22 protein-coding genes and 1 riboswitch are annotated in these 26521 nt (G+C 72.0%); of the genes, 10 read left to right on the top strand and 12 right to left on the bottom strand.

The features are described from left to right. Positions 1-82: 82 nt before the first annotated feature. On the bottom strand, positions 83-760 hold the full coding sequence (locus tag TNCT6_RS31410; RefSeq protein ID WP_141364418.1) for an AIM24 family protein: 678 nt from the start codon (positions 758-760) through the stop codon (positions 83-85). A 38-nt stretch (positions 761-798) separates the two neighbouring features. Beyond that, positions 799-2031 carry a serine hydrolase gene (locus tag TNCT6_RS31415; protein ID WP_141364420.1) on the bottom strand — a complete coding sequence of 411 codons (1233 nt, stop codon included), beginning with the start codon at positions 2029-2031 and terminating at the stop codon, positions 799-801. A gap of 312 nt (positions 2032-2343) precedes the next feature. On the opposite strand from TNCT6_RS31415, the gene TNCT6_RS31420 reads away from it, so the two are divergent. Further along, positions 2344-4140: a M4 family metallopeptidase gene (locus TNCT6_RS31420; protein ID WP_141364422.1), complete on the top strand. Its 1797-nt coding sequence runs from the start codon at positions 2344-2346 to the stop codon at positions 4138-4140. A 74-nt stretch (positions 4141-4214) separates the two neighbouring features. Here the strand turns inward: TNCT6_RS31420 and TNCT6_RS31425 are convergent, their stop codons facing one another. From TNCT6_RS31425 to TNCT6_RS31435, 3 genes are read right to left on the bottom strand one after another with little or no spacing between them, the layout of a single operon-like run. Beyond that, positions 4215-4565, bottom strand: coding sequence for a UBP-type zinc finger domain-containing protein (locus tag TNCT6_RS31425; RefSeq protein WP_141364424.1), 351 nt, complete (start codon positions 4563-4565; stop codon positions 4215-4217). Next, positions 4562-6049 (bottom strand): ATP-binding protein, encoded by a 1488-nt coding sequence (locus TNCT6_RS31430; protein ID WP_172633254.1) that lies wholly within the window; start codon positions 6047-6049, stop codon positions 4562-4564. Before TNCT6_RS31430 ends, TNCT6_RS31425 begins: the two co-directional genes overlap by 4 nt. An 11-nt stretch (positions 6050-6060) precedes the next feature. Continuing rightward, complete coding sequence (locus TNCT6_RS31435; protein ID WP_141364428.1) at positions 6061-7737, bottom strand: FAD-dependent oxidoreductase; 1677 nt, start codon at positions 7735-7737, stop codon at positions 6061-6063. 200 nt (positions 7738-7937) lie between these two features. Between TNCT6_RS31435 and TNCT6_RS31440 the strand changes: the two genes are divergently transcribed. Further along, a complete protein-coding gene (locus TNCT6_RS31440; protein WP_141364430.1) occupies positions 7938-8810 on the top strand; it encodes a universal stress protein in 873 nt (290 codons plus the stop codon). Position 8811: 1 nt separating this feature from the next. On the opposite strand, the gene TNCT6_RS31445 is transcribed toward TNCT6_RS31440, so the two are convergent. The 3 genes from TNCT6_RS31445 to mgtA form a co-directional block, all read right to left on the bottom strand. Continuing rightward, complete coding sequence (locus TNCT6_RS31445) at positions 8812-10071, bottom strand: DUF4032 domain-containing protein (RefSeq protein WP_141364431.1); 1260 nt, start codon at positions 10069-10071, stop codon at positions 8812-8814. Positions 10072-10081: 10 nt separating this feature from the next. Then, the gene (locus TNCT6_RS31450; protein ID WP_141364433.1) at positions 10082-10828 is read right to left on the bottom strand and encodes an MBL fold metallo-hydrolase; all 747 of its coding nucleotides are present in this window, start codon (positions 10826-10828) and stop codon (positions 10082-10084) included. 99 nt (positions 10829-10927) lie between these two features. Further along, entirely contained in the window at positions 10928-13645 is a 2718-nt protein-coding gene (gene mgtA, locus TNCT6_RS31455; protein ID WP_141364435.1) for a magnesium-translocating P-type ATPase, read from the bottom strand. Positions 13646-14059: 414 nt separating this feature from the next. Continuing rightward, positions 14060-14232: riboswitch (M-box (ykoK) riboswitch) on the bottom strand. A gap of 243 nt (positions 14233-14475) precedes the next feature. Between mgtA and TNCT6_RS31460 the strand changes: the two genes are divergently transcribed. The 4 genes from TNCT6_RS31460 (at position 14476) to TNCT6_RS31475 (ending at position 18387) form a co-directional block, all read left to right on the top strand. Next, a complete protein-coding gene (locus tag TNCT6_RS31460; RefSeq protein WP_141364437.1) occupies positions 14476-15018 on the top strand; it encodes a hypothetical protein in 543 nt (180 codons plus the stop codon). Between the two features lie 64 nt (positions 15019-15082). Beyond that, positions 15083-16528, top strand: a complete 1446-nt coding sequence (locus TNCT6_RS31465; protein ID WP_253266288.1) for an LCP family protein — start codon at positions 15083-15085, stop codon at positions 16526-16528. A 159-nt stretch (positions 16529-16687) separates the two neighbouring features. Then, positions 16688-18055, top strand: a complete 1368-nt coding sequence (locus TNCT6_RS31470; protein ID WP_141364438.1) for a hypothetical protein — start codon at positions 16688-16690, stop codon at positions 18053-18055. A 65-nt stretch (positions 18056-18120) separates the two neighbouring features. Beyond that, entirely contained in the window at positions 18121-18387 is a 267-nt protein-coding gene (locus TNCT6_RS31475) for a hypothetical protein (RefSeq protein ID WP_141364440.1), read from the top strand. Positions 18388-18516: 129 nt separating this feature from the next. On the opposite strand, the gene TNCT6_RS31480 is transcribed toward TNCT6_RS31475, so the two are convergent. Further along, complete coding sequence (locus TNCT6_RS31480; RefSeq protein WP_141364442.1) at positions 18517-18969, bottom strand: hypothetical protein; 453 nt, start codon at positions 18967-18969, stop codon at positions 18517-18519. 575 nt (positions 18970-19544) lie between these two features. On the opposite strand from TNCT6_RS31480, the gene TNCT6_RS31485 reads away from it, so the two are divergent. Further along, on the top strand, positions 19545-20177 hold the full coding sequence (locus TNCT6_RS31485) for a TetR/AcrR family transcriptional regulator (protein ID WP_141364444.1): 633 nt from the start codon (positions 19545-19547) through the stop codon (positions 20175-20177). Positions 20178-20258: 81 nt separating this feature from the next. After that, positions 20259-21932 carry an FAD-binding dehydrogenase gene (locus TNCT6_RS31490; protein WP_141364445.1) on the top strand — a complete coding sequence of 558 codons (1674 nt, stop codon included), beginning with the start codon at positions 20259-20261 and terminating at the stop codon, positions 21930-21932. 44 nt (positions 21933-21976) lie between these two features. Here TNCT6_RS31490 and TNCT6_RS31495 read toward each other — a convergent pair whose 3' ends face one another. Together TNCT6_RS31495 and TNCT6_RS31500 are read right to left on the bottom strand one after the other, a co-directional pair. Then, complete coding sequence (locus TNCT6_RS31495; RefSeq protein WP_141364447.1) at positions 21977-22330, bottom strand: DUF488 domain-containing protein; 354 nt, start codon at positions 22328-22330, stop codon at positions 21977-21979. 118 nt (positions 22331-22448) lie between these two features. After that, positions 22449-23666: a saccharopine dehydrogenase family protein gene (locus TNCT6_RS31500; protein ID WP_141364449.1), complete on the bottom strand. Its 1218-nt coding sequence runs from the start codon at positions 23664-23666 to the stop codon at positions 22449-22451. Between the two features lie 107 nt (positions 23667-23773). Between TNCT6_RS31500 and TNCT6_RS31505 the strand changes: the two genes are divergently transcribed. Further along, entirely contained in the window at positions 23774-24529 is a 756-nt protein-coding gene (locus tag TNCT6_RS31505; RefSeq protein WP_141364451.1) for a TetR/AcrR family transcriptional regulator, read from the top strand. A 39-nt stretch (positions 24530-24568) separates the two neighbouring features. Further along, positions 24569-25876, top strand: a complete 1308-nt coding sequence (locus tag TNCT6_RS31510) for an MFS transporter (RefSeq protein ID WP_141364453.1) — start codon at positions 24569-24571, stop codon at positions 25874-25876. Positions 25877-25894: 18 nt separating this feature from the next. On the opposite strand, the gene TNCT6_RS31515 is transcribed toward TNCT6_RS31510, so the two are convergent. After that, positions 25895-26347, bottom strand: a complete 453-nt coding sequence (locus TNCT6_RS31515) for a cyclic nucleotide-binding domain-containing protein (protein ID WP_141364455.1) — start codon at positions 26345-26347, stop codon at positions 25895-25897. Positions 26348-26521 lie beyond the last annotated feature (174 nt).

Consider the following 26521-nt stretch of genomic DNA (forward strand, 5'->3'; position numbering starts at 1 on the left):
CGCCGACCCGACCCTCACCTGTCGGGGGCACGCAGGTCAACAGGTCTCGCCGGATCCCGGCCCGCGAGAGGGACCGGCTCCCTCAGTGCTGCTGCGGCCGGTGCGGCGTCGCCTCGCTCGGCCGGACGACGACGACCCCCTCGCCCTCCAGCATCAGCTGCACCGTCTCGCCCGACCCGCCGCGCAGCATCGAGCCGAACGACTGCGAGCGGTGCAGCGACGTCCGGAGGCGGGCGGTCCAGCCGACGACTGCGTCCGTGTCGACGTACACCGGCTGCCGCGGCGTGACCGGTATGACCAGCGGACTGCCCTCGCACACCAGGCCCAGGAGCCCCTGCCCGGTGAACACGCTGTTGAACAGCCCGCCGCCCGCTACGCCCGAGCCCTTGACCGTCCTGATCTGGTACGACAGCGTCGCGTCGAAGCACAGTACGTTGCGGCCGTTGACGGTGAACTCGTCACCCGGGTCGACCTCGACGACGAAGCAGTTCTGGGCCTCCTGCGCGAACCAGGCCTCGCCCTGCCCGCGCACCGCCATCAGCGGCAGCCCCTCCCCGGTGACCGCGCGCTTGAGCATGCCGCCGACGCCCTGGCCCTTGCGCTCGAACCGCAGATCGCCGCGGTAGGCCACCATCGAGCCCTGGCGGGCGAACATCTCGCCGTCCACCGTGTACTTGACGCACTTGGAGTTCTCGACGGACATGCCCGGCGCGGTCGCGGGGCCCACCACGTACTCACTGGAAAACAGGTCACCCTTCATGCGGGCATCCTGGCCCGGAGTCGCCCGTTCCGCCAAGGTCACTGGGCGAGGTCGTTCTCCAGGGCCGCACCGGGCAGTTGGGCAGTGCCGAGCACCTTCGTCCGCTTGCCGCAGAACGCCGACTCCAGTGTGCGCAGCATCGTCAGGTGCACCGCGCCGTTGTTGGAGGTGTTGGCGAGCGCGGCCAGGCTGCGTCGGCCGTCCTTGCTCGTGAACGCGTAGGTGTAGTAGCCCTGCACGGCGCCGGTGTGCCCGTACACCGACACCCCGCACGACAGGTCGCGGCGGCGCAGCCCGAGCCCGTACGCCTGGGCGGTGCCCGCCGGGATCCACCGCTCCATCTGGTCCAGTTGCGCGGGGGGCAGCAGCCGACCGCCCAGCAGAGCCGAGAAGAACGTGTTGAGGTCGCGGGTGCTGGAGACGAGCGCGCCCGCGCTCTGCGCCCAGGACATCGTCTGCTCGGTGGCGTCGACCAGGGGCGACCCGGCCTCGTCGGGGGTGAGATAGCCGTGCGCGTACCGGCCGGGGATCTTCGTGGCGGGGTGGACGTAGAAGGTGTCGCTCAGCTTCAGCGGCTTGATGATGCGGTTCTCGTACGCGGTGCGCACCGAGTGGCCGGTCAGCTTCTCGATGAGCAGGCCGGCGACGACGAAGTTGGTGTTGGAGTAGGCGTAGGCGGTGCCGGGCGCGTGCGTGAGCGGGTGCTTCAGGGACAGGGTGAGCAACTGGCGGTAGGTGAACACCCTGGTGCGCACGGCCTCGAAGCCGGACACGGTCCTGGCGAACATCTCGTCGCTGTAGTCGTACAGACCGCTGCGGTGGCCGAGTACCTGCCGCACCGTGATCCGGTCGTCGGGCAGCAGTCCCGGCAGGTAGCGGTTGACCGGGTCGTCGAGCTTCACCCGGCCCTCGGCGGCCAGTTGGAGCAGCACGACCGCGGAGAAGGTCTTGGTGACGCTGCCGATGCGGAACCGGTCGGCCGTGTTGATCCAGTCCCCGGTCCTGCGGTCGGCGACTCCCTCCGTGGCCTTGTGGACCGTGGGGTGGTCGTCGTAGGACAGGCGGTGGTCGTCGATCCGCGCCATGGCGCCCGGCGCGCCCTGCTTCAGCGCCGTGCGCAGGAGGGTGCCCAGTGCCGCCGTGTCCGGCGCGGGCAGCGCGTCCGGTGCCGCCGTCCCGGGCCGGTGGCCCGCCGCGTGCGCCGGTCCCGCCAGCAGGGCCAGCACCAGTGATCCGAGTACCGCACCGCTGCACACCGTTCGTGAGGCCATACGTTTCCTCTCCCGTCTCCGTCCGCGCGGTGATCCGTGCGAGATCGATCACATTCGGGCAGCGCAACCTTCTCCCATCGGGTCACATCTCCACGGACGACACACAGTTGGTCGTTCGCCGATCACTGAGTGGGGTGGATTGGCAAAGGATTGTCCTGTATCGCACGGAATGGATCATTCGTGCTTTACATGCACATGATCGATCCATGAGAGTTCCCTCCCGGGGGCCCGACCAGCTCCCATGGCGCACCGGCGTCATCCCCGGGCGGCCGGCGATCCGGGCCTCCGCCACGAACGAAGGAACTCCCGAGAGTGCACAGACCCCATATACGCACCGTGGCGCTCGCCGTCGCGGTGGCGACGGCCGTCACGGGCCTGGCCGGCCCGGCGCTGGCCGCCCCTGCCGGGGGGCGGGACCACACCGTGTCGTCCGCCGGCACATCCACCGACTCGGTGGTGGCCGCCGCCGGCGCCGCGGCCTTCGCGCACGCGTCGGCGACCGGCGTCACCCAGGGGGACGAACTGCGGGCCCGGGACGTGCTGCTCGACCCCGAGGGCGCGCGCCACGTCCGGTTCATACGCACCCACCGGGGACTGCCGGTCCTCGGCGGCGACCTCGTCGTCCACCTCGACCGGCAACTGAGGTACACCGGCGTCACCCGGGCCGCCGGTCGCACCGTCCGGCCCGCCGTCATCCGGGCCGCGCTGACCCCGGGACAGGCGGCGGTCAGGGCCGCCTCGGCCGCCCACGGAGAGGCGGGCACCACGCGGCTCGTCGTGGACGCCCGCGGCGGCGCCTCCGCCCTCGCCTACGAGGTGCGGGTCACGGCCCCCGCGACCACCGGGAGCGGCGGTTCCCGGACCGTCGTCGTCGACGCCGTCACCGGCGAGGTGCGCAGCGACATGCCCGACCGGGACGGGTTCCTCTCGCCCCGGCTGGTCGAGACCCTGCGCAGGCGTGGCGAGACGCTCGACCCGGCCACCGGCAACACCCCGCGGCCCGCCGCCCTCGCCGCGACGCGGTCGGCCACGGCCGCCGGCTATCCGCGGACCGCGACGGGCACCGGCTCCTCCCTGTTCGTGGGCAAGGTCTCCCTGACCACCACCCAGACGGCGAGCAAGAGCTTCCTGCTGAAGGACCCCAGCCGGTACGGCACGGAGACCCGGGACGCCAAGAACAAACCGCTGGAGAACTTCGCGCGGGGTACGAAGTTCACCAGCACCACCGACACGTGGGGCAACGGCGCCGTCTCCAGCCGCGCCAGCGCCGCCGTGGACGCGCAGTACGGGATCACCAGGACCCTGGACTTCTACAAGAAGTCCTTCGGGCGCAAGGGCATCAAGAACAACGGCAAGGGCGCCCAGGCCATGGTCCACTTCGGCAACAAGGTCGCGAACGCGTTCTGGGATCCGGCGTGCACCTGCATGCTGTACGGCGACGGCGACGGCGGGATGTTCAAGAAGCCGCTCGTCGCCCTCGACGTCACCGGCCACGAACTCACCCACGGGGTCGTCGACGCCACCGCCGGACTCGAACCCACCTTCGTGGACTCCGCCGGCAACCAGTACGGCGAGCCGGGGTCGCTGAACGAGTCACTGGCCGACATCTTCGGCTCCGGCGTCGAGTTCCACGCCGACAACCCCAAGAACCCGCCGAACTACCTGATCGGCGAGAAGCTGGGCCTGGCGCAGAAGTTCCTGCGCCGGCTCGACCGGCCGTCCCTGGACAGGCTCGAGGGCGCGATCGACTACTGGTCGCCCGAGGTGTACTTCACCGAGGTGCACGCCGGTTCCGGTGTCTCCTCGCACGCGTACTACCTGCTCGCCGAGGGCAGCGGCAGCAAGAGGATCGGCGCCGTCACCTACAACTCGCCGACCTACGACGGACTGCCGGTCAAGGGCATCGGCCGTACCAAGGCCACGGCCGTGTTCTACCGGGCGCTGACCCGCTACATGGTGTCCACGACCGACTTCCACGACGCGCGCGTCGCGACGCTGAAGGCGGCCAGGGACCTCTACGGCGCGACCGGCACCGAGTACAAGGCGGTGGACCGGGCCTGGGCCGCGGTCAACGTCACCGCCGCCAACACCCCGGCCGCCGGCCGCTGACAGACCGTCCGAACACGGTGACCCGGATGGCCCCGCCGCGGCGGGGCATCCGCATGTACGGCAGGGGGCGCGGCTCAGCGCAGGGTGTCCGCCCAGTCCGCCGGGACGCGTCCCTCCGGGCCCGGGGCCGGCTGGTTCGCCGGGTGGCTCTCGGGCGGCGCGAGTGCGGGTCCGGACTCGTAGAACTCGTTCGTGTCGTAGTTCCAGAACCAGCCCTCGCCCGGCTCGTAGCTGCGGATCACCGGGTGCCCGGTGGCCCGGTGGTGGGCGGTGGCGTGCTTGCCGGGGGAGTCGTCGCAGCAGCCGATGTGGCCGCAGCGGGCGCAGCGCCGCAGATGGAACCACCAGCCGCCGGCCGCGTCGCACTCGGCACAGCCGGAGCCGCTGGGGGGCACGCTCGGGTCGATTCCGGTGTCACGGGTCATGTCGGCTCCTCGGATGTCGGGCGGTCCTCGGCGGTGAGCGGCGATCCGGCCGCCGTCGGTCCGTCGCCTTCACCGGCGGTCAGTGGCAGCAGCACCTGGAACCGGGTGTCGCCGGGCACCGACTCCACGTGGATGGCACCGTGGTGCTTGTTGGCGACGATCCGCCAGGAGATGTCAAGACCGAGTCCGGTGCCCTGGCCGACCGGCTTGGTGGTGAAGAACGGGTCGAAGATGCGGTCCCGGATCTCCGGCGGCACCCCCGGCCCGGTGTCCCGGAACTCGACCAGCAGCCGGTCGTCGTGGAGCGCGGTCCGCACGGTCAGGGTGCCCTCGCCGCCCGCGCCGTTCATGGCGCACACCGCGTTGTCGATCAGATTGGTCCACACCTGGTTGAGTTCGGCCGGGTAGGCGGGGATCCGCGGCAGCGTACGGTCGTACTCCTTGACGACCTCGATACGCGGACCGATCTTGCCCGACAGCATCAGCAGGGTGCTGTCGAGGAGTTCGTGCACATCGGCGACCTGGTAGGGGGCACGGTCCAGCTGGGAGTACTGCTTGGCGGCGTCCACGAGACGGGAGATCCGGGTGGTGGAGTCCCCGATCTCGTCCATCAGCAGCTCCGTCTCCACCGTGTAGTTGAGCCACCCCACGGCACCCGGCAGGATCTCCTCGTCGACGGCCGCCGCGACCTGCTCCAGCCAGTCGACGTCAAGGCCCGCCTGCACGAACGTGGGCGCCAGTTGCGGGCCCTGGTCGATGCCGTGGTCCTCCAGCCAGTCGGTGAGCGCGTCCTCGCGGTCGGCGGCCTGGAGCGGGCTGAGATCCGGGGCCTTGGCGACCCGCTCGGCCGTACGCTCCTGGATCTCCATGAGGCTGGTCAACTGGTCCCGGGTGAACGGTCCTTCGGCGATCAAGGCGAGCTTGCGCCGCATCTTGGCCACCCGCTCCCGCAGCGTGGCGGTGGCCCGAACGGCCGCCGCCGCGGGGTTGTTGAGCTCATGGGTCAGTCCGGCGGACAGTGAGCCGAGCGCGAGCAGCCGCTCACGCTGCCCGACGGCCGCCTGGGTGCTCTTGGACCCGAAGAACAGCCCCTCCAGAAGGTGCACCGCCATCGGGAACCATTCCCGCATGATGTCCGCGAACGCGTCGGCGGGCAGCACGAAGAACCGCGTCGGCTCCGTGACCCGCATCGAGTTGATGTAGACCTGCCGCAGCCGGTCCCCGAGGTACGCCTGCATGGCGCCCGAGTACACCCCGCGCTGCGAGGTCCGGGTGACCTCCACGTCGTCGCCGCCGACCCGGCGGGAGAGCACCACCGTGCCCTCGATCATCACGTAGAAGCAGGTGGCCGGCTCGCCCTCGGTGTACACCGGGCCGGGCTCGAACATCTCCACCCGCCCCTCGGCGCACAGCCGGCCCAGCTGCTCGGGCCGGAGCTTCTCGAACAGGAACAGCGAGCCGATCTCACCGGCGCCGCACGGCATCCTCCTGCCGCTCACGACTGCTCCAGGTAACGGTGGACGAGCAACACGGCCATGGCTCCCTCTCCGACGGCGGACGCGACCCGCTTGGCGGACTCCGCCCGCGCGTCACCGGCGACGAACACGCCGGGCACATTGGTCTCCAGGTGGTACGGCGGCCGGTCCAGCTCCCACCCCGGGGGCGGCCGGCCGTCGGCGGTGAGGTCGGGCCCGGACAGGATGAACCCGCGCCCGTCCCGCAGCACCGTGCCGTCCAGCCAGTCGGTCCGCGGCGCCGCGCCGATGAAGACGAACATCCACTGCGTGTCGACGAGTTCGGTCTCCCCGGTGGCCGTGTCGCGCAGGGCCAGCTTCTCCAGATGGCCCGAGCCGTGCGCGGCGTCCACGACGGTGCCCGTGCGCACCGTGATGTTGGAGGCCTCTTCGATCTGCTGGATCAGGTAGTACGACATCGACGCCGCCAGCGACGCCCCGCGCACCAGCAGGGTCACCGACTTCGCACCCCGCGACAGGTACATCGCGGCCTGCCCCGCGGAGTTGGCGCCGCCGACGATGTAGACGTCCTGCCCCTGGCAGGCGGGCGCCTCGGTCAGCGCCGAACCGTAGAACACCCCGCACCCGGTCAGCTCCTCCACGCCGGGTGCCGGAAGCTGCCGGTAGGACACGCCCGTCGCCAGGATCACGCTGTGCGCGGCGACCGCCGAACCGTCGGAGAACCGCACGGTCCGCGCCGCGCCGCAGATCTCCAGGCCGGTCACCTCGCGCGCGGTCAGGATCTCCGCGCCGAACCTCGTCGCCTGCCGTCGGGCCCGGTCGGTGAGCTGGGCGCCGGAGACGCCGTCCGGGAACCCGAGGTAGTTCTCGATCCGGGAGCTCTGCCCCGCCTGCCCGCCGGTCGCCGAGCGCTCCACGAGCACCGTCCGCAGCCCCTCGGAGGCCCCGTAGACGGCCGCGCCGAGCCCGGCCGGGCCGCCGCCGACCACCACCAGGTCGTAGAAGTCGGCCGCCGGTGTCGTCGCGAGCCCCACGTGGGCCGCGAGCTCGGCCGGCTCCGGTTCGAGCAGCGGGGTGCCGTCCGGGGTGACCACCAGCGGCAGCCGCTGACCGTCCTGCCCGGCCGCGGTCAGCAGCCGCCTGCCCTCCGGTTCGTCCGAGGAGTACCAGCGATACGGCACCTGGTTGCGGGCCAGGAACTCCCGCACCTGGGAGGACCGCGCCGACCAGCGGTGCCCGACCACCTTCGTGCTCGGCACCGGCCGGTAGTCGCCGGCCCGCCAGACCTGGAGCAGGTCGTCCAGGACCGGGTACAGCTTCTCCTCGGGCGGGTCCCAGGGCTTGAGGAGGTAGTGGTCGAGGTCGACGACGTTGATCGCGTCGATCGCCGCGTCGGTGTCCGCGTACGCGGTCAGCAGCACCCGCCGGGCGCCCGGGTGGATGTCCAGGGCGCGTTCGAGGAACTCGATGCCGTTCATCCGCGGCATGCGGAAGTCGGCCAGGATGACGGCGACGGGGTCACCGCGCAGCTTCAGCTCGCTCAGCGCGTCCAGCGCGGACTCGCCGGACTCCGCGCGCACGATCCGGTACGACCCGCCGTAGCGCCGCCTGAGGTCCCGGGCGACGGCGCGGGAGACCCCCGGATCGTCGTCCACGGTCATGATGACGGTCCGCGCCTGCTCCACGGCCTGTGTCATGCGGCTGTCACCCCGCGTGCTCGGATCGGCTGCCCGGTGCGCCCCCGTCGTCACCACGCCGGCTCCTGCCCATCGTATGTGCGGCCGTCCCGCTTCGCCCGGGTACGCCGGAGGCGGCATCCCCGGCCGCCCGCTTCGGTGATCGGCCGGTAGGGGAGACTGGCACCGACGACGGCACACCACACAGGGAGGCACACGGCATGACGCGCCCGATCACGGCAGGGGTGGACGGATCGGAGGAGAGCCTCGCCGCACTGGCGTGGGCCGCTCGGGAGGCAGAGCGCCGCGGGCTGCCGCTGCGCGTGGTGCGGGCCTGGCGCCACGAGGTGCACGACGCCTTCGACGTGGGCGACCGGGACACCCAGCGCCAGTGGGTGCGCGAGTCGGTCAGCGGGGCCGTCCGGACCGTCACCGAGCGCCACCCGGGCCTGACCGTGACCGCCGACGCCGTGGAGGACGACGCCGTGCCGGCCCTGCTCGGTGCCGCTGCGGAGTCGGAGGCGCTGGTGCTCGGCTCGCGCGGACGGGGCGCACTCGTCGGGTTCCTGGTCGGCTCCGTCGGACAGCAGGTGATCGCCGGGACCGAACGGCCCGTCGTCCTGGTGCGCGCCGGGGACCGGCCTTCCGTCGAGGCCGCGGGCCGGGAGGTCGTCGTGGGCCAGCAGGGTGCCCCCGAGGACAGCGCCGCGGCCCTGGCGTTCGCGTTCGGGACCGCCGCCGCGCGCGGCGCCGGGGTGCGGGCGGTACGCGCCTGGACGCTGCCGCCGGTGTTCGCCTACAGCCCCGGCTCGCTCAAGCTGCTCGACGAGGCCGGCGGCCTGGAACCGTACGAGCGGAAGGCGCTGTCCGCGGCGCTCCAGCCGTGGCGGGAGCGCTTCCCGGACGTCCCCGTCGTCGAGCACGTGGAGATGGGCAGCGCGGGCCAGGTGCTGCTGGCCGCGGCCGAGCACGCCCAGCTGCTGGTCGTGGGGCGCCGGGCGCGCCGTACGGCGGTGGGCGCGCGGATCGGCTCCGTCGCGAGCGGGATGCTGCACCACGCCGGCTGCCCGGTGGCCGTCGTCCCGCACCCGTGAGTCACCCGGGCGTCGCGTCCGGCGCCCGGCGTGCCCCGGGCAGGACGTTCCTGACGTAGTCCTGCACCGCGGTGTCGAGGCCGATGTCGTGCTGCGCCCGCTCGGACAGGTACCAGCGGTGCTCCAGCAGCTCGTGGTACAGCTCGGCCGGGTCCATGGTGCCGCGCAGCCCGCCCGGCACCGCCCGCACGGTGGGGCGGAACACCTCCCGCACCCAGCGGTGCGCCAGCACCTCCGGGCGGGCGGCGAGCGCATGCCCGCCGCCCGGCCCGGGCCGGGTGCCGCCCGGCGCGTAGTCGTCCTGGGTGGCCATCCAGCTCTCCAGGTCGGTCAGCAGCCGCCGCGCCTGGTTCTCCTCGGTGTCCAGGCCGGTCAGGCGCAGCAACTGCCGCTGGTGGTGGCCGGCGTCGACGACCTTGGGCACGAAGGTGACCGTGTCGCCGGTGGCGGAACTCTCGATCTGCATCTCGGCCACGTCGAAGCCGAGGTCGTTGAGCCGCCTGATCCGGCGCTCGATGTAGTGGTACTTGCCCGCAGGGTAGACCGAGGTGCGGGTCAGCTCCTGCCACAGGCCGCGGTAGCGGGCGCAGATCTCGGTGCCGAACTCGACCGGGTCCACCAAGGGGTGCAGCGCCCCGGAGGCCTCCAGGTCCAGCAGCTCGCCGCTGATGTTGACGCGGGCCAGGTCGAGGTCGTACTCCCGCTGTCCGGGGCTCAGCCGCCGGTGCAGCTCGCCGGTCTCGGCGTCCACCAGGTAGGCGGCGTACGCGCCGGCGTCGCGCCGGAACAGCGTGTTGGACAGCGAGCAGTCGCCCCAGGCGAACCCGGCCAGGTGCAGCCGCACCAGCAGGACGGCCAGGGCGTCCATCAGGCGGTGCATCGTGGCCGGGCGCAGGGTGGTCTCGAACATCGAGCGGTACGGCATCGACCCGCCCAGGTGCCGGGTGATCAGCACCGGCTCCAGCGGCTCGCCCGTGCGGTCGGTGCGGCCGGTGACCACGGCCAGCGCGTCCACCGCGGGGATGCCGAGCCGGTCCAGGTCGCGCAGCAGCTCGTACTCGCGCAGCGCCGGGCGTTCGGCGAGTTCCTTGACGGCGACCACCTCGTCGCCGGCGCGGGCGTAGCGCACCACGTGCCGGGAGATGCCGCGCGGCAGTGGCACGAGGTACTCCTCGGGCCACTCCTCCAGTGGGGTCCGCCACGGCAGTTCGAGCAGGAGCGCGGGGTGCTCCGGGTTGGTGGCACTGATCTGCAAGCCCATGGCACGAACCCTAGAGGGCGCGCTCCCGCGCCTGCAGTGCCGCCTGCGGCACCGGACCGCGGAGCAGGGGGCCGTGCCCGGGCAGCAGCAGGTCTCCATCGAGGCGTTCGAGTCTGTCCAACGAGGCCAGCGCCTGGGCGCGTTGGTGGTGGAACATGTCGGGCAGCAGTTGCGGGCCGGCCAGGCGTGAGGTGGGGTGGCCGCTCACCAGGGCGTCGCCGGAGACCAGCACGCCGGTGTCGGGGACGTGGAACGCGGTGTGGCCCTGGGTGTGGCCGGGTGTGTGCACGGGCACGGGCCGCCCCGGCAGGTCCAGCGGCCCGGCGGCCGGGAACGGCTCGGGCGCGGCGACCGGGACGTGCGCGGTGCCGCCGAGGCGCAGCGCGTGCACCGCCCAGGGCAGCACACCGGGCCGCCAGCCGTTGCGCAGCACCTGTCCGACGGTCACCTGGTGCAGGAACTCCCGCCGTGCGTGCGGCAGTTCGGCCTCGTGCAGATACACCGGGGTGCCGTGGGCGCGGCGCAGGTACTCGGCGTTGCCCAGGTGGTCGTTGTGCGCGTGGGTGATCAGCACGGCCGCCACCGCCTGGGGCGAACTGCCCACCGCCGCCAGCGAGTCGAGCAGCCGCTGCCGGTCGCCGGGGTAGCCGGTGTCGATCAGTGTGGCGGCGTCGCCCTCGGTCAGGATCACCCAGTTCGTGTTGCTGCCGTGCACCAGATAGGTGCCGTCGGCGACCTGCTGGACGTCCGCGCGCATCGTTCTCCTCGCTCCAGGGTGACTGCCCGACGAGGGACAGCCAACCAGATGGGTCCGGGGGCAGTGCAAGCGCGGACGCCCACAGTGTCGGTGGGCCGGTCACAGCCAGCTGTCGAACCGCCGGATGAACCAGGTCTTCACCAGCTGGGTGAGGACGCAGTATGCCAGCAATGTGCCGATCAGCCACGGGAAGTAGCTCACGGGCAGCGGCTGCAGACCGAGGGACGCACCGAGCGGGGTGAAGGGCAGCGCGACTCCGAAGGCCATCACGGCCGCCGTCATGACCATCACCGGCACGGACGCCCTGGACTGGATGAACGGGATCTTGCGGGTGCGGATCATATGCACGATCAGGGTCTGGGAGAGCAGGCCCTCGATGAACCAGCCCGACTGGAAGAGACTCTGGCTGCCGGTGGTGTTGGCGGAGAAGACGTGCCACATCAGCAGGAAGGTCGTGATGTCGAAGATCGAGCTGATCGGTCCGATGAACACCATGAAGCGGCCGATCCCGCGCGCGTCCCAGTTCCGCGGCTTGCGCAGGTACTCGGGGTCCATGCGGTCCCAGGGGGTGGCGAGCTGTGAGATGTCGTAGGACAGGTTCTGCACCAGCAGGTGCAGCGGCAGCATCGGCTGGAACGGGATGAAGGCGCTGGCGACCAGGACCGAGAAGACGTTGCCGAAGTTCGAGCTGGCCGTCATCTTGATGTACTTGATGGTGTTGCCGAACGTCTGCCGGCCCTGCAGCACTCCCTGTTCGAGGACGGTGAGGCCCTTCTCCAGCAGGATGATGTCGGCCGACTCCTTGGCTATGTCGACGGCGGTGTCGACGGAGATGCCGACGTCCGCGTCGCGCAGCGCGGCCGCGTCGTTGATGCCGTCGCCGAGGAAGCCGACGGTGTGGCCGTCGCGCCGCAGAGCGCGTACGATACGCGCCTTCTGCACCGGGTTGACCTTGGCGAAGACCGTGGTGCGGGCGGCGAGTTCGGTCAGCCGGCCGTCGTCGAGGCCGTCGATGACGGCTCCGGTGACGACCTCGCCCACGTCGATGCCGACGTCGGCGCAGACCCGGGCGGCGACCAGTTCGTTGTCGCCGGTGACGACCTTGACGGTGATGCCCTTGTCGGCGAGGGCGCGCAGCGCCCGGGCAGCGTCGTCCTTGGGCGGGTCGAGGAAGGCGAGGAAGCCGGCAAGGGTGAGTTGGTCCTCGTCGGCCACGGTGTAGGTGTCGCGGGTGGCGGGCAGGGAGTGGGTGGCGACGGCCAGGACGCGCAGGCCCCGCCGGTTGTGGTCCTGGGCGATGCGGGTGACCTGACGGCGAAGCTCCCCGGTCAGTTCGACCCGCCGTCCGCGATCGAGTACGTGGGTGCACAGTGCGAGGACCTCCTCGACCGCGCCCTTGGTGATCAGGGTGTGCTCGGCGGCGCTGTCCACGCCGTCGTCGTACGTCGTGCGGCTCAGGACCACGGACATGCGGCGGCGGGCGAAGTCGAACGGGATCTCGTCGACCAGGGTGAAGCGGGCGTCGACGACGATCTCCTCGGCCTCGGCGACGCGGTCGAGGACCGCCTGGTCCATCAGGTTGCGCAGGCCGGTCTGGAAGTGGCTGTTGAGGTAGGCGTACTGCAGCACCTCGTCGTCGTCGCGGTCGTGCGCGTCCAGGTAGCGGTCCAGGACGATACGGTCCTCGGTGAGCGTGCCGGTCTTGTCGGTGCACAGCACGTCCATCGCGCCGAAGTCCTGGATCGCGTTGAGCCGCTTGACCACGACCTTGCGCCTGGACAGGGCCACCGCGCCCCGCGCCAGGTTCGCGGAGACGACCATGGGCAGCATCTCCGGGGTGAGTCCGACCGCCACCGCGACGCCGAACAGGAACGCCTGGCCCCAGTCGCCCTTGGTGAGGCCGTTCACCGCGAACACCACCGGGACCATGACGAGCATGAACTTGATCAGCAGGTAGCTGACCCTGCGTACGCCGGTGTCGAAGTTCGTCTGCGGGCGCGTGCCCGCCAGGGAGCCGGCCATGGACCCGAAATAGGTGCCGGATCCGGTGGCCACCACGACACCGGTGGCGGTTCCGGAGGTCACGGAGGTGCCCATCAGGCAGAGGTTGTCGGCCTCGACGGGATCGTCGGTCTCCTGCTGACCGAGGTCCCGGGTGCGGGTGTCGGCCTTGTGCACCGGCAGGGACTCACCGGACAGGGCGGCTTGACTGACCGTCAGGGCCTTGGCGCTCAGCAGCCGGAGGTCGGCGGGCACCAGATCTCCGGCGGCGAGCTCGATCAGGTCGCCTCCGACGACTTGCTCCATGGGCACGTCGAGGGCGGAGGGAGCCGAGCCGCCCGCCGGGTACCGGCGCACCCTGGTCGTCGTGGTCACCAGCGCCTTGAGCGCGGCGGCCGCCTTGGCGGACCGGTACTCCTGCCAGAACCGGAGCAGCCCGCTGAGCAGCACCATCGTCGACAGGATCAGGACGCCCGGGTCGGCCGGGTCCTGCCAGTACATCACGGTGGCCAGGAAGAGCAGTACGGCGATGAACGGGTTCCCGTACGCCTTGAGCAACTGGATGTACCACCCCGGCGTGCGCTCGTGAGCGACCACGTTGGCGCCGTCCCGCTCCAACCGGGCCGCCGCCTCGGCACAGGTCAGGCCCGGCCCGGGGCTGTCGGCGTCCCGCAGCACCTGCGCGGCGGGTGTGCGGCTGATCTCCGCCAGCCGCCTGCCTGCCGCACGGGTGCGGGCCTCCAGTTCCGCGGTCCGGCGCTCGCGGCGGCTGCGGCCGGGCGGGGCCAGGCGCTCCGGGGTCAACGTGTTGGTCATCGAAGTACCTCCCTCCGCGCACGACGGCAGGCGTGAGCACACGGCTGGGCCGGCCGCGGCGCGGAGCGGTTCAGGAAGACACCGGGGCGGCGGGAGCGCCGCCCCTGGGTCCAAAAGTGATGGGCAGTCGGGATCGGGAAGGCCGGGGAGGACGCCGCCGCGACGCGAGTGCGCCCCGAAGTGCGCGGGTGTCCGTGCGGCGACGCGGGCGAGGCTCAGCCGTGGCTCACAGGGCCGCGCGTGCGCGGTGCGCGGGCGGGCGCGGGTCGGTCAACGCCGCCGGAACGAGGCGGCCGTCGAGGCGGTGCGACTGTGACTCGGACCATTGCTGTCGCGGTCCATGTCTCTCGCCTCCTTCCGGCCGGGGCGCGCGGTGCGCCGTACGACTAGGCAAGGAGCGACCGGGCGGATCCCGGCTCACCCCAACTCGTCAGAGCTTTGGCACTCCACGGCGTGATCCCCTTCGCGGGGAAGCCACTTGGGGTCACCCCTTGGGCCGGGGAGACCTGTCCTGATCCGGAGCGTCTCTCGACGGGTGGGATCAGTGGCCTGTGTCCGTGAAGACGCCTCACCGAACGAGGTGCCTGCTGCCTTCGAACGTCCCACATGGTAGCCCACTACTTGCGTATGGACGCAACTAGGTCTTCGAAGCGATCCGAAAAATGCCTGTATTTGACACAGTTGAAGGGCGTCGCGATCCCTCGAAAATTGCTCACTTGCGTGATCGTGCAACTGTTGGCGCCGCTTCTTCGTCTCACGGGTGGCAGGGCGGCGATGTCGAGGGCGACCGGGACCCGTCGCCGCATTCCAGGATCAGCGAAAGCGGACGTATGCGTGATCAGCAGGAACGGACCGTCGGTGGCGTCGGTGCGCAGGGGCGGGGTCGCTCGACCGGGCAGGTGCGAGTGGTCTCGCAGCGCGGTGCCGGGGAGCGCGCGCACTCCCGGGGTGCGTCGCGCAGGAGGCGCCCGCAGCGAGGAACAGGTGGCGCGTCCCAGGTCGGCGGGCCCGGGATCGGCATCGCCGTCGCGGCGCTGGCAGGCCCTGCGCTGCTGGGGGCGGCCGTGGATGCGGTCGCCGGTCACGGTCCCGGCTGGGGCGTGGTGTCCGGGGCGACGGCAGGCGCACTCCTCGCGGCTCTGCTGGCGGTCCGCGGTCGCGTCCTGGGATGGGTGGCCCCGTTGCCGGTTCTGGCCGTGGCCGCTGTCACGGCCGGCTGGGCGCTGACATCCGGCGGTCCGCCTGCCACACGACTGGTGCGCTGGGCCGTGGAGGCGTTCCCGGCGATGGCCGCCGCGGAGTGTGCGGTGCTCGGCGTCGTGTCGGCGGCGGCCGTCCTCCGGTCCGGTGCGGGGAGGGCCCGCCGTGTCTGAGGCCATGGGGCGCCGTCGGCGCCGCGCCGCTGTCCGCGGTGGGCGACGGTCGCTGGGGATACGCATGCTGCGCGTGGTGGTGTGGACGGTGTCGTCGGCCCTGCTGCTGGGATGCGGAGCGACCTGGTACGCGTACCACACCCTGATCAGTGGGCTCACGACGTCCGACGCGCTGGACGCGGTGCGCAAGAAGGCGCCTCCGCGCCTGGACGACGCCGTGAACCTGCTGCTGATCGGTCTGGATTCGCGCAAGGACATGAACGGCAACGACCTGCCCCGGAAGTTCGTGCAGCGCGAACTGCACGCCGGGTCCAGCAGTATCGGCTACTACAACACCAACACCCTGATCCTCATGCACATCCCGGCCGGCGGCGGCAGGGTCCAGGCGTTCTCCATACCCCGCGACGACTACGTGCAGACCCTCAACGGCGACGGGTCCGTACAGGGCCACTACAAGATCAAGGAAGCGTACGCCAACGCCTACACCGGCGCCCACGACAGGTACGCCCGGCAGGGGGTCGAGGGCGCCGAGCTGGAGGCCAGGAGCCGTGAGGCCGGACGCGAGGCGACGCTGGCGACGGTGCAGGACTTCAGCGGCGTGCCCATTGACCACTTCGCCGAGGTCAACCTGCTGGGTTTCTACGACATCGCCAAGGTCCTGCAGCCCATCACGGTGTGCCTCAACCACCCGGTTCAGGACCGCTATTCGGGAGCGGACTTCCCGGCGGGCGTGCAGCGGCTGAACGCCCGGCAGGCCCTGGCCTTCGTGCGCCAGCGGCATGGCCTGGACGCCGGGGACCTGGACCGCACCCGCCGGCAGCAGGCATTCATCTCCAGCGTCACCCACCAGCTCAAGAGCCAGGGAGTGTGGAGCAGCCCGTCCAAGCTCCAGGGACTGTTCGGCACGGTGAAGAAGGACATCGTCCTCGACACCTCCTGGAACGTCCTCGACTTCGCCCAGCAGGCCACCAACCTCACCGGCGGGAACGTCGTGTTCCACACCCTGCCCATCGAGGGCTTCGCGACCCGCAACGGCCAGGACGTCAACCTGGTCGACCCGGCGAAGATCAAGGCGATGGTGCGACAGGAGTTCGGTGCGACCCCGTCGCCGACCGATGGCGCGGCGGGCACCGCCGCGGCAGCGCCCGCCACCGTCGACGTACGCAACGGAAACGGCGCCGAGGGCGAAGCCTCCGCCGCGCTGTCCTACCTGGCCGAGCTCGGATACACGGCCGGCACGACCGGCAACGTGGCCGCGCAGCCCGCCACCACCGTCGTCTACGGACCCGGTGCGCAGCAGGCGGCGCAGCAGATCGCCGGCCACTTCAACGCCGCTGCCCCGGCTGCCGGTTCTGCCGTGCCGGCCGGACATGTCCTGGTCACCCTGGGTGAGAGCTACGCGCTGCCCAGCCGGCAGGCGCCGTCACCCGCCGCCACGGAGCCGAGCTCGTCGTCTCCCGCCGACTCGGGCCCCGCTGTGAAGGCGGGTGGGGTGCCGTGCGTCAACTGAGTCGCTGACGCTCGTGCCGAACTCCGCCCGGGCGCAGCGCCGTCTGGCATACTTCTTCTATTGCGCAATTGAACAAGTATTGGGGTTTGCTCGTTCCCTCCGTGCACCGACCTGGTTCCGGAGGCGGGGCGGTCACTCCCTCGCAAGGAGGTCTCAGCCATGCCTGTTTCGCCACGGTCTCGCTTCGCCCGGGTCCTCGCGGCCGTGGGCGTGACAGCTCTTGTGGGGCTCGCCCCGCCGGCTTTCGGTGCGCCGGCGGCCACGGACCCCGGCACGGGGGCTGTGGCGGAGGCCTTCAAGAAGGGGCCGGTGTACGTCGACCCGCGAGCCGCGGGGGAGTTGCCGAAGTCCGCGGCCGACAAGCTCGCGGCGAAGATCGAGGCCGCGGACAAGCCGGTCTTCGTCGCGGTGCTGCCCCGGTCCGCCGACTACCCGCAGGCGTCCCTGTTGCCCGACCTGCGCTCACTCACCGGCATCAGCGGGGTGTACGCCGTGCGCCTGGGCGACTTGTTCAACGCCAAGGCGGACCATCAGGTGATGTCGCAGAGCGCCGTCGACAACCTCCGTGGAGCGGTGCAGCGTTCCTACGCCTCGGACACGGAGAGACAGCTGAACGTGTTCGTCGACCAGGCCGTCCGGCAGGCGCAGGGGCACGCCCCAGCGTCCTGGAAGGACAGCGATATGGGCGGCTCCGGCAGCGGCGGGCTGATGGTCGGCGGCCTGCTCGCGGCCGGGGCGGCCGGGGGCGGATACGCGCTGTACCGGCGGGCGAGGAAGCGGCGGGAGGCCCAGCAGAGGGAGTTGGAGGCGTTGCGGGTGGTGGTGGACGAGGACATCACCGCCTTCGGCGAGGAACTGGACCGGCTGGCCTTCTCCCCGTCCGAGCCAGGGGCCACCGACGAGATGCGCAACGACTACTCCCACGCTCTCGACGCCTATGAGCTGGCCAAACGGCAGATGGCCGCCGCGGTCGAGCCGCAGGACGTGCAGCCGGTGACCGCCACGCTGGCCGACGGCCGCTTCGCTCTGGCCACCCTGGCCGCCCGTCGCGGTGGAACCCCCCTGCCCGAGCGTCGTGTGCCCTGCTTCTTCGACCCCCGTCACGGTCCCTCGGCCGACGATGTGAACTGGTGCCCGCCCGGCGGCGTGCCGCGGCTGGTCCCCGCCTGTGCGGAGGACGCCGCCCGCGTCACTCAGGGCGGGCAGCCGATGACGCGAATGGTCGACACCGGCCAGGGCGCCCAGCCTTACTGGAACGCCGGCCCGGCCTACGCGCCTTGGGTGGGCGGTTACTTCGGCGGCGCGGGTGCGGTGGTCGGCGGCCTGCTCGCCGGCACGCTGCTGGGCAGCCTGCTCAGCGCGCCGTCCGCCTTCGCCGGCTCCGGTGACGGCGTCGCGTCCGCGCCCGATCTGCCGGACGGCGGCGAGTTCTCCGGGGCGGACTTCAGAGCCTCCGACTTCGCGGGGGGATTCGACGGTGGTTTCGGGGCGGACGGCGGGGGCGACTTCGGTGGCGACTGGGGGTGATCACACGACCCCCTCGGGGGGAGAGAGACAGGCGGTCAATTGCACAACAGGGGAGGGGTGGAGCCGTGCCGGACACGACCACGGCCGAGGGTCTGCTGGAAGAACTGACCGGGGGATGTCCGCCGCCGCCGGAAGAGCAGGTGCGGAGCACCTACCGGCCGGTCGAGGTGTGTGACGGGGCCGGGTGGACGTGGCCGGGCACCGTCACCGGATGGTGGAGCAGCCCTGAGGGGGCCACCATGTGCCGGCTGAGGCTGTCGGGGTGCGCCTCTTCACGCTGGGTGGAATTCGACTCCGACCGGATCGCCTTGCTGGTCCAGGGCGGCACATGACGCCTTCCGCTCCGACCGGCGGCGAGTTCCCGCTGTCGCTTCTGCCGGCCGGTTGAAGGCGTTCCGGTGGGCCGCGTCCGGATCCCGCAGGCGCTGCTGATCCCCAACGGGACGGCGCCGCGGCCGTGGTCAGTCCCGCAGGCGGGCGGCAGCGGCGTCGGTCAGCAACCGGGCCACGTCCGCGGGCAGGCCGAGGTGGCGTACGAGCCAGGTGGCGTCATGGCCGCGGGCGGCGAACGCCCACGCGGTGTAGAGGTGGTTGAGGGAAGGCGCACTCGGCCCCAGCAGGCGGGGGCGGACCGCTTCCATGGGGAAGCCCTCCAGGGCACGGGCGGTGAACGAGGACGTGTCCATCACCTCCAGAACGCGGCGCCGCGCCTGCCGAGTCGCCTTGCGATCAGCGCGCAGCACCACTGCGAGCAGGGCGAACGCCGTGACGGCCGCTCCCAGCAGGGCGCCGCTGATGGCCGGACGGTACGCCGCTGGGGCGGTGGTCAGGACGGTCATCTCCAGCGTGGTGAACGCGAGCACGCCGAGGACGGCGGTGCCGGCGCCGTCGCGCGGGTGTGGCAGGGCCTTCATCACCAACCGTCCTTCCTTCTTTCCGTGTTCGCTCGTCGTGCCGGAGGACGATGGAGGCGCGCGGGACGGGATGACGAGGCGCCTCCTGTTGCCGTCCAGCAGCATAACCCCGTACTTGCGTGATCGCGCAAATACGGGCGCCAGGGTTCCCGCTCGTGACCCGATCCTCCTCCCACCTCGATGCGACCGCCGACGCCTACAGTGCCGTCTCCGTCCGGTATGCCGACCTCTTCCGCGACGCGCTCGACGCACTTCCGCTGGACCCGCGGTGATCGGCGCGTTCGCCGAGCCGGCCCGGACCAGCGGTCTGTCCGGCGGCTCGGCACGGCACGGCCACCGGCCTTCTCGTCCCGGCGCACCTCGCGATGCGGGCGCGGGCCGCCCCGCCGCCGGGTGCAGCCGCACGTCGACCCGGGCGTCGCCGCCGTGACGTGAGCGCGGCTGACGGGCCCGACTGACCGCGGGCGTCGCGGTAAAACCTCGCGCCCTCCCGGCGCCGGTGGCCGAGGTGCTTCCACGGCCCTTTCGATACAACGGTGTATCGGATACATTCGCGTATCGAACGGAGGTCCGGCATGGCGGTCGAGGGTGCGGAAAGGCGCGTCACCCGGCGTCGGCAGCGGACGCGGGCCAACCTGCTCGACGCCGCCTTCACGGTGTTCGCCGCCAAGGGCTTCGGCCGGGTGTCGATCGAGGAGGTCTGCGAGGCCGCGGGCTACAGCAGGGGCGCCTTCTACTCCAACTTCGACACCCTCGACGAGCTGTTCTTCGCCCTGTACCGGGAACGGGCCGAGCTGATCGCCGACCAGGTGACCGGAGCGCTCGCCCTCGACGGCCCGGACCTCGACGTGCCCGCCGCCGTCGACCGGGTCACCGACGTGCTGCTGCTGGACCTGGACTGGCTCCTGGTCAAGACGGACTTCCTGGTGTACGCCGCCCGCGACGCGGCCGTGGCGCGGACGCTGCTGGAGCACCGCGCGCGGCTGCGCCGGGCCGTAGCCGACCGGCTCGCCCGCGCCCGCACCCCCCTGCCCGCCGTCCTCGGTGACGCCGACGGCGCCGCGCACGCGGTCGTCGCCGCGTACGACGGAGTCACCACCCGACTGCTGCTGGACAAGGACGTCGAGGGCGCCCGCGCCTGGCTCGGACAGCTGCTCACCGCGCTGCTCACCGACGGCGGCACCGCACGCGCATCACGAGAAGACTGACGGAAAGCAAGAGCACCAAGAAATCCAAGAAATCCAAGAAGTCCAAGAAAACCGAGGAAACCGAGGAAGGGGACGGTCGTCATGGACGCCGACGTCATCGTCGTCGGAGCGGGCCTCGCGGGCCTGGTCGCCGCGCACGAACTGACCAGCCGGGGCCGCAGGGTCGCGCTCGTCGACCAGGAGAACGCCGCCAACCTCGGCGGGCAGGCGTACTGGTCCTTCGGCGGGCTGTTCCTCGTCGACACCCCGCAGCAGCGCAGGCTCGGCGTCAAGGACTCCTTCGAGCTGGCCTGGAACGACTGGCAGGGCAGCGCGCGGTTCGACCGGCTGGACGACGAGGACTCCTGGGCGGTGCGCTGGGCGCGCGCCTACGTCGAGTTCGCGGCGGGGGAGAAGCGGTCCTGGCTGGAAGGGCACGGCATCACGCTGCTGCCCACGGTCGGCTGGGCCGAGCGCGGCGATCTGCGCGCCGACGGCCACGGCAACTCCGTACCCCGCTTCCACATCGCCTGGGGCACCGGCACGGGCGTCGTGGAACCCTTCGCCGCGTACGCCCTCCAGGCCGCGCGCGAGGGCCTGCTCACCTTCCACCACCGCCACCGGGTCGACGAGCTCGTCGTCCAGGACGGCGCGGCACGCGGAGTGCGGGGCGCGGTCCTCGCCGAGGACGACTCGCCCCGCGGTGTCGCCTCCAACCGCGAGGAGACCGGCGCCTTCGAACTCACCGCGCAGGCCGTGGTCCTCACCACCGGCGGCATCGGCGCCGGCCACGACCTCGTCCGCCGCTACTGGCCCGAGCGCCTCGGCACCCCGCCGTCGCGGATGGTCACCGGCGTCCCGGCGTACGTCGACGGCCGGATGCTGGACATCAGCGCCGAGGCCGGCGTACGGCTCGTCAACCGGGACCGCATGTGGCACTACACCGAGGGGCTGCGGAACTGGAACCCGATCTGGCCCGGCCACGGCATCCGCATCCTGCCCGGCCCGTCCTCGGTGTGGCTGGACGCCCTCGGCCGCCGGCTGCCCGACCCCTGCCTGCCCGGCTACGACACGCTCAGCACCCTCAAACACCTGCGCACCACCGAGGACATCGCCGGGTACGACCACTCCTGGTTCGTGCTGACCCGCAGGATCGTCGAGAAGGAGTTCGCCCTGTCGGGCTCCGAGCAGAACCCCGACATCACGGCCAAGGACCGCAAGGCGGTGCTGCGCGACCGGCTGCTCGGCAAGGGGGCACCCGGACCCGTACGGGACTTCCTGCGGCACGGCGAGGACTTCCTGATCGCCGACACCCTGGAGCAACTGGTCGAGAAGATGAACCAGTCGACCGACAAGCCCCTCCTGGACGCCGCCGAGGTGCGGCGCCGGATCGAGGCCCGCGACCTCCAGATCGCCAACCCCTACAGCAAGGACACCCAGATCCAGGGCATCCACAACGCCCGCCGCTACATCGGCGACCGCCTCGGCCGGGTGGCCGCCCCGCACCGCGTTCTGGACCCGGCGGCCGGCCCGCTGATCGCCGTCAAGCTGCACATCCTGACCCGCAAGACGCTCGGCGGCATCCAGACCGACCTGGACTCGCGCGCGCTCGGCAGCGACGGGCAGGTGATCGACGGCCTCTACGCGGCCGGCGAGGTCGCCGGCTTCGGCGGCGGCGGCGTCCACGGCTACAACGCCCTGGAGGGCACCTTCCTCGGCGGGTGCCTGTTCTCCGGGCGTGCGGCCGGGCGGGCCGCCGCACGGCAGACCGCCTGAGCGGACTCGCCGCCCGCCCCCGTGCGACGCGGGGGCGGGCGGGCTCACTTACTCTTCAGCAGTCCGGCCACCACCGAGGCGTGGCTCTGCTCCGGCGCCTTGGAGGCGGTCAGCAGGGTCACCGGGCCCCGGCGGGCCAACTTGCGGATGTGGTCGAGCAGTTCGGCCGCCTCCGGCTCGGCCAGCTCGGCCTCGTAACGGCGCTGGAACTCCTCGTAGGACCCTTCGCCGGCGTGGTACCAGCGGCGCAGCTCGGTGGACGGCGTCATGGCCTTCGGCCACTCGTCGATGTGCACGTCCTCCTTGGAGACACCGCGCGGCCAGAGCCGGTCGACCAGGACCCGCACGCCGTCGTCGGGCTCGGGCGGATCGTAGATGCGACGCACGCGGACGCTCACGGTCGGGCCTTTCTCGGGTGCGGGCGGTTCCGGTGCGGAGCGTACTGCGGTGCGGCCGGGAGCCGGCCGCACCGCGCGCGTGAGGGGACCCGACATGACCTGAACGGGCCGGACCCGGTCACTGCTCGCGCATGCCCCACGGGGAGCCGTACTCCGTCAGCAGGTCCAGGAAGGGGCGGGCCGGGAACGCCTCGGGGCCCAGGACCCCCGCTCCGGACCAGGCCCCGGTGGCCAGCAGTTCCAGGGCGACCACGGGATTGACCGCCGTCTGCCACACCACCGCCTGGCACCCGTACTCGGCCATGGACCACTCGTTGTCGACCACGTGGTACAGGTACACCTCGCGCGGCGCGCCGTCCCGGGTGCCGCGTACCCAGGTGCCCGCGCAGGTCTTGCCGCGCATCCGCTCGCCCAGGGTCGCCGGGTCGGGCAGGCAGGCGGCGACGACGTCCCGGGGCGAGACGGCGACCGGCCCGTCCGGGCCCGGGACGGTGACCGGGTCGGTGCGGTCCAGACCCAGCAGGTGCAGCGTCTTGAGGGTGTCGATGAACTCGCGGCCCAGACCGTACTTGAAGGTCACCCGCCGCGCGTCCACCCAGCGCGGGACCAGCAGCACCTCCTCGTGCTCCACGTTCACGCACTCGACCTCGCCGATGCCCTCGGGGAAGTCGAACACCTCCGGCTCGCTGAACGGCTCGGTGGTGAACCAGCCGCGCCCGGCCTCGTACACCACCGGCGGGTTCAGGCACTCCTCGATGGTGGTCCAGATGCTGAAGGACGGCGCGAAGTCGTAGCCGTCGACGGTCAGGTTCGCGCCGTCGCGGACGCCGATCTCCTCGATCTCGTCGAAGAGTTCGTCGGCGGCATACCGCGCGAACACGTCGGACAGGCCCGGCTCCACCCCCATGCCGACCAGCGCGAGCGCGCCGGCCTTCTCCCAGTCCTCCGCCCGCGCGAACTGCTCGTCGCCCAGTCTGACCCCGCACTCCTCGTACGGCCGCTCCGGGTGCGGCCGGGACAGGGACATCGCCATGTCGAGGTAGCCCGCGCCGGCCGTGCGGGCCGCGCGGAACAGCGGCATCACGAAACGCGGGTCGGTCGCGTTCAGCAGCACGTCGCAGCGGTGCCGGGCGAGCAGGTCCGCCACCGCCGCCTCGTCGCTCGCGTCGACGCGCTCGGCGACGAACCGGCCGTCGTCGCCGACGGCCGCCACGGCGGACTCGGCCCGCCCGCGGTCGTAGTCCGCGACGACCACCGACTCGAGGAACGGACGACGGGCGGCGATCCGGGTGATGGCGGTACCCACACCGCCGGCGCCCACGAGCAGTACACGCATGACCAGAACTCCCTTTCGGTCTCTGTCCTGACCGTCGATACAACGCCGCGCACCACGTAAGGTCAATGGCGTTGGCATAAGCCTGCGAGGAGTCCGAGGAGGTCGGGATGCCCAAACCGGTGGTCCCCGAGGAGAAGCGACGGCGGCGCCGCCCCACCCGGAGCGGCACCGTGCTGTCCGAGACACTCATCGTCGACACCGCCCTGCGCCTGCTGCGGGAGCACGGCAGCACGGGGCTGACCGCCCGCCGCCTCGGCCTGGCGCTCGACTGCGACCCGAGCACCCTCTACCGCTACTTCCGCGGCATGGACGACCTCACCCTGGCGATCGGCGACGCGCTCATCGGGCGGGCACTGGCCGGCTGGGAGCCGACCGGGCGGTGGCGGGCCGACCTGCGCGAGGTGGGCCTGCGCATCCACTCCGCGTACGTCGCGCATCCGCAGGCCGCGGTGGTGACCGCCAACCGCGTCTCCGGCCGGGCCAACGAACTGGCCGCCGACGAGGCTGTTCTGGGCGTGCTGCGGCGGGCCGGCTTCCCGCTGCCCGACACGGTGCGGATCTACCACGCCTTCGTCGACCAGACCCTCGCCTTCGCCGCGCTCGACGCCGCCTCCCTCGCCCTGCCGAGCGACGCGCTGCGCGCCGACGAGGAGATGTGGCACTCGACCTACGCCCGGCTGCCCGCCACCACGCATCCGCGCATCGCCGAGGCGGCGCCCCTGCTCGCCACCCGCATGGTCACCAGCGCCTACCCGACCGCCCTGGACATGCTGCTCGACAGCGCGGCGGCCCGGTTGGCTCGCGTACGCGGCAGCGGTCCGGATCCGGGCGGTCCCCGGGCCCGGCCGGTGCTGCGACACTGAACATCGCACCGATAGATGTAACGAGCAGCCAGGAAGCCCGTGGACACCAGCGAGAGCACCGACAGCAGCACGCCACCGCACGGTGACGCCCCGGACCCGCCCGGAGCCGGCCGGCGTGGCTGGCGCCGCTGGGCCATGGACACCCGGCCGCTGCGCCGCCCCGCCTTCCGCCGGCTGTGGTCCTCGACCATCGTCACCGCGGTCGGCAGCCAGCTCACCGCCGTCGCCGTGCCCAAGCAGATCTACGACATCACCGGCTCCTCGGCCTGGGTCGGCTACGCCAGCCTCGCCGGCCTGGTCCCGATGGTGGTGTTCGCGCTGTGGGGCGGCGCGGTCGCCGACACGATGGACCGCCGCAAACTGCTGCTGATCACCAACAGCGGTGTCGCCGTCACCTCGGTGCTGTTCTGGTTGCAGGCCGTGGCCCGGTTCGACTCGGTCGTGGTGCTGATGGTGCTGCTCGCCGTGCAGCAGGCCTTCTTCGGGCTGAACTCCCCGGCCCGCAACGCCTCCATCGCCCGGCTGGTCCCGGCCGAGGAACTGCCCGCCGCCAACGCCCTGGGGTCGACCGTCATGCAGACCGGTCTGGTGGCCGGACCGCTGCTGGCCGGCGCGCTCATCCCCGTCATCGGGCTGCCCGAGCTGTACCTCATCGACGCCGTGGCCCTGTGCGTCACCGTGTGGGCGGTGCTGCGTCTGCCCGCGCTGCCGCCCCTGGCCGGGTCCGCCGTACGGCGTGCGGGGGTGCGGGAGATAGCCGACGGGTTCCGCTACATCTCCGGGCACAAGGTGCTGCTGCTGTCGTTCCTCGCCGACAGCATCGCCATGGTCTTCGGGATGCCCCGCGCCCTGTTCCCGCAGCTCGCCGCCGAGACGTACGCCCCCTACGGCGAGGGACTCGCGCTCGGCCTGCTGTTCGCGGCCATCCCGGTCGGCGCGGTGGTCGGCGGGCTGTTCTCCGGCACCTTCTCCCGGGCGCGCCGGCACGGCTGGATGGTGATCGGCGCGGTCACCGCCTGGGGGGCGGCCGTCACCGGGTTCGGGCTGAGCCGCAGCCTGTGGTTCGCGGTGGTGTTCCTGGCGGCCGCCGGAGTCGCCGACATGGTCTCCATGGTGTTCCGCGGCGCCATCCTGCTGTCCGCCGCCACCGACGAGATGCGCGGCCGTATGCAGGGCGTCTTCACCGTCGTCGTCGCGGGCGGTCCGCGCCTGGCGGACGTCCTGCACGGCACGGCCGGCTCGGCCTTCGGCCCGCGCGCGGCGGTGGCCGGCGGCGGCCTGCTGGTGGTCGCCCTGATGCTGGGCCTGGCGGCGGCCGTCCCGGCGCTGCGCCGCTACCGGATCTGACCGACCGGATCCGGCGGCTCAGTGGGAGCGCCGGGGGATGGTGTACTGCTCCAGGAGCTTGCCCCGGGTCAGCTCCAGCCGGTGGGCGAGGATCTCGGCGACGGTCCGCACCAGCGACAGGCCGAGCAGCGGATCCTCCACGGACAGTGCCAGCACCGCCGAGGCGTCGAACTCGTAGGCGCGGACCTGGCTGTACGCCTCCGCCCCGAAGTCCCACTGGTACGGCGGGAACAGCCAGGACCAGCCGAGCAGGTCGCCCGCGCCGAGGGACGCCACCGTCACCTTGCGGGTGGGCGTCACCTGCTGGTCCAGGTGCACGGCGCCGGAGCGGATGACCCAGAAGCGGTCGGCCGTGCCCCCCGCCTCGAAGATCCTCGTGTCCTCGGGGAAGGAGACCTCCCGCGCGACCTCCATCAGGCGCTCGCGTTGTTTCTGGGGGAGGGCGGTCAGCAGTTTTATCGCTTTGGTCATGACCCGAAGCTCCTCGCCGGCGATGGGTTCCGCGCATGTGCCTCCTCCCCATTTCAGCCGCTGCGGGTTCCCAGGGCACCTCGGCGGAGGCGACTTCTCGTCTTCCCGTGCCGCACGTCCACAGGATCGCCGCGACCGCCGGGGCGGCGGCCCCGCGGGCGGCCACGAAACGCC

The sequence above is a fragment of the Streptomyces sp. 6-11-2 genome (assembly GCF_006540305.1).
Lineage (GTDB): Bacteria > Actinomycetota > Actinomycetes > Streptomycetales > Streptomycetaceae > Streptomyces.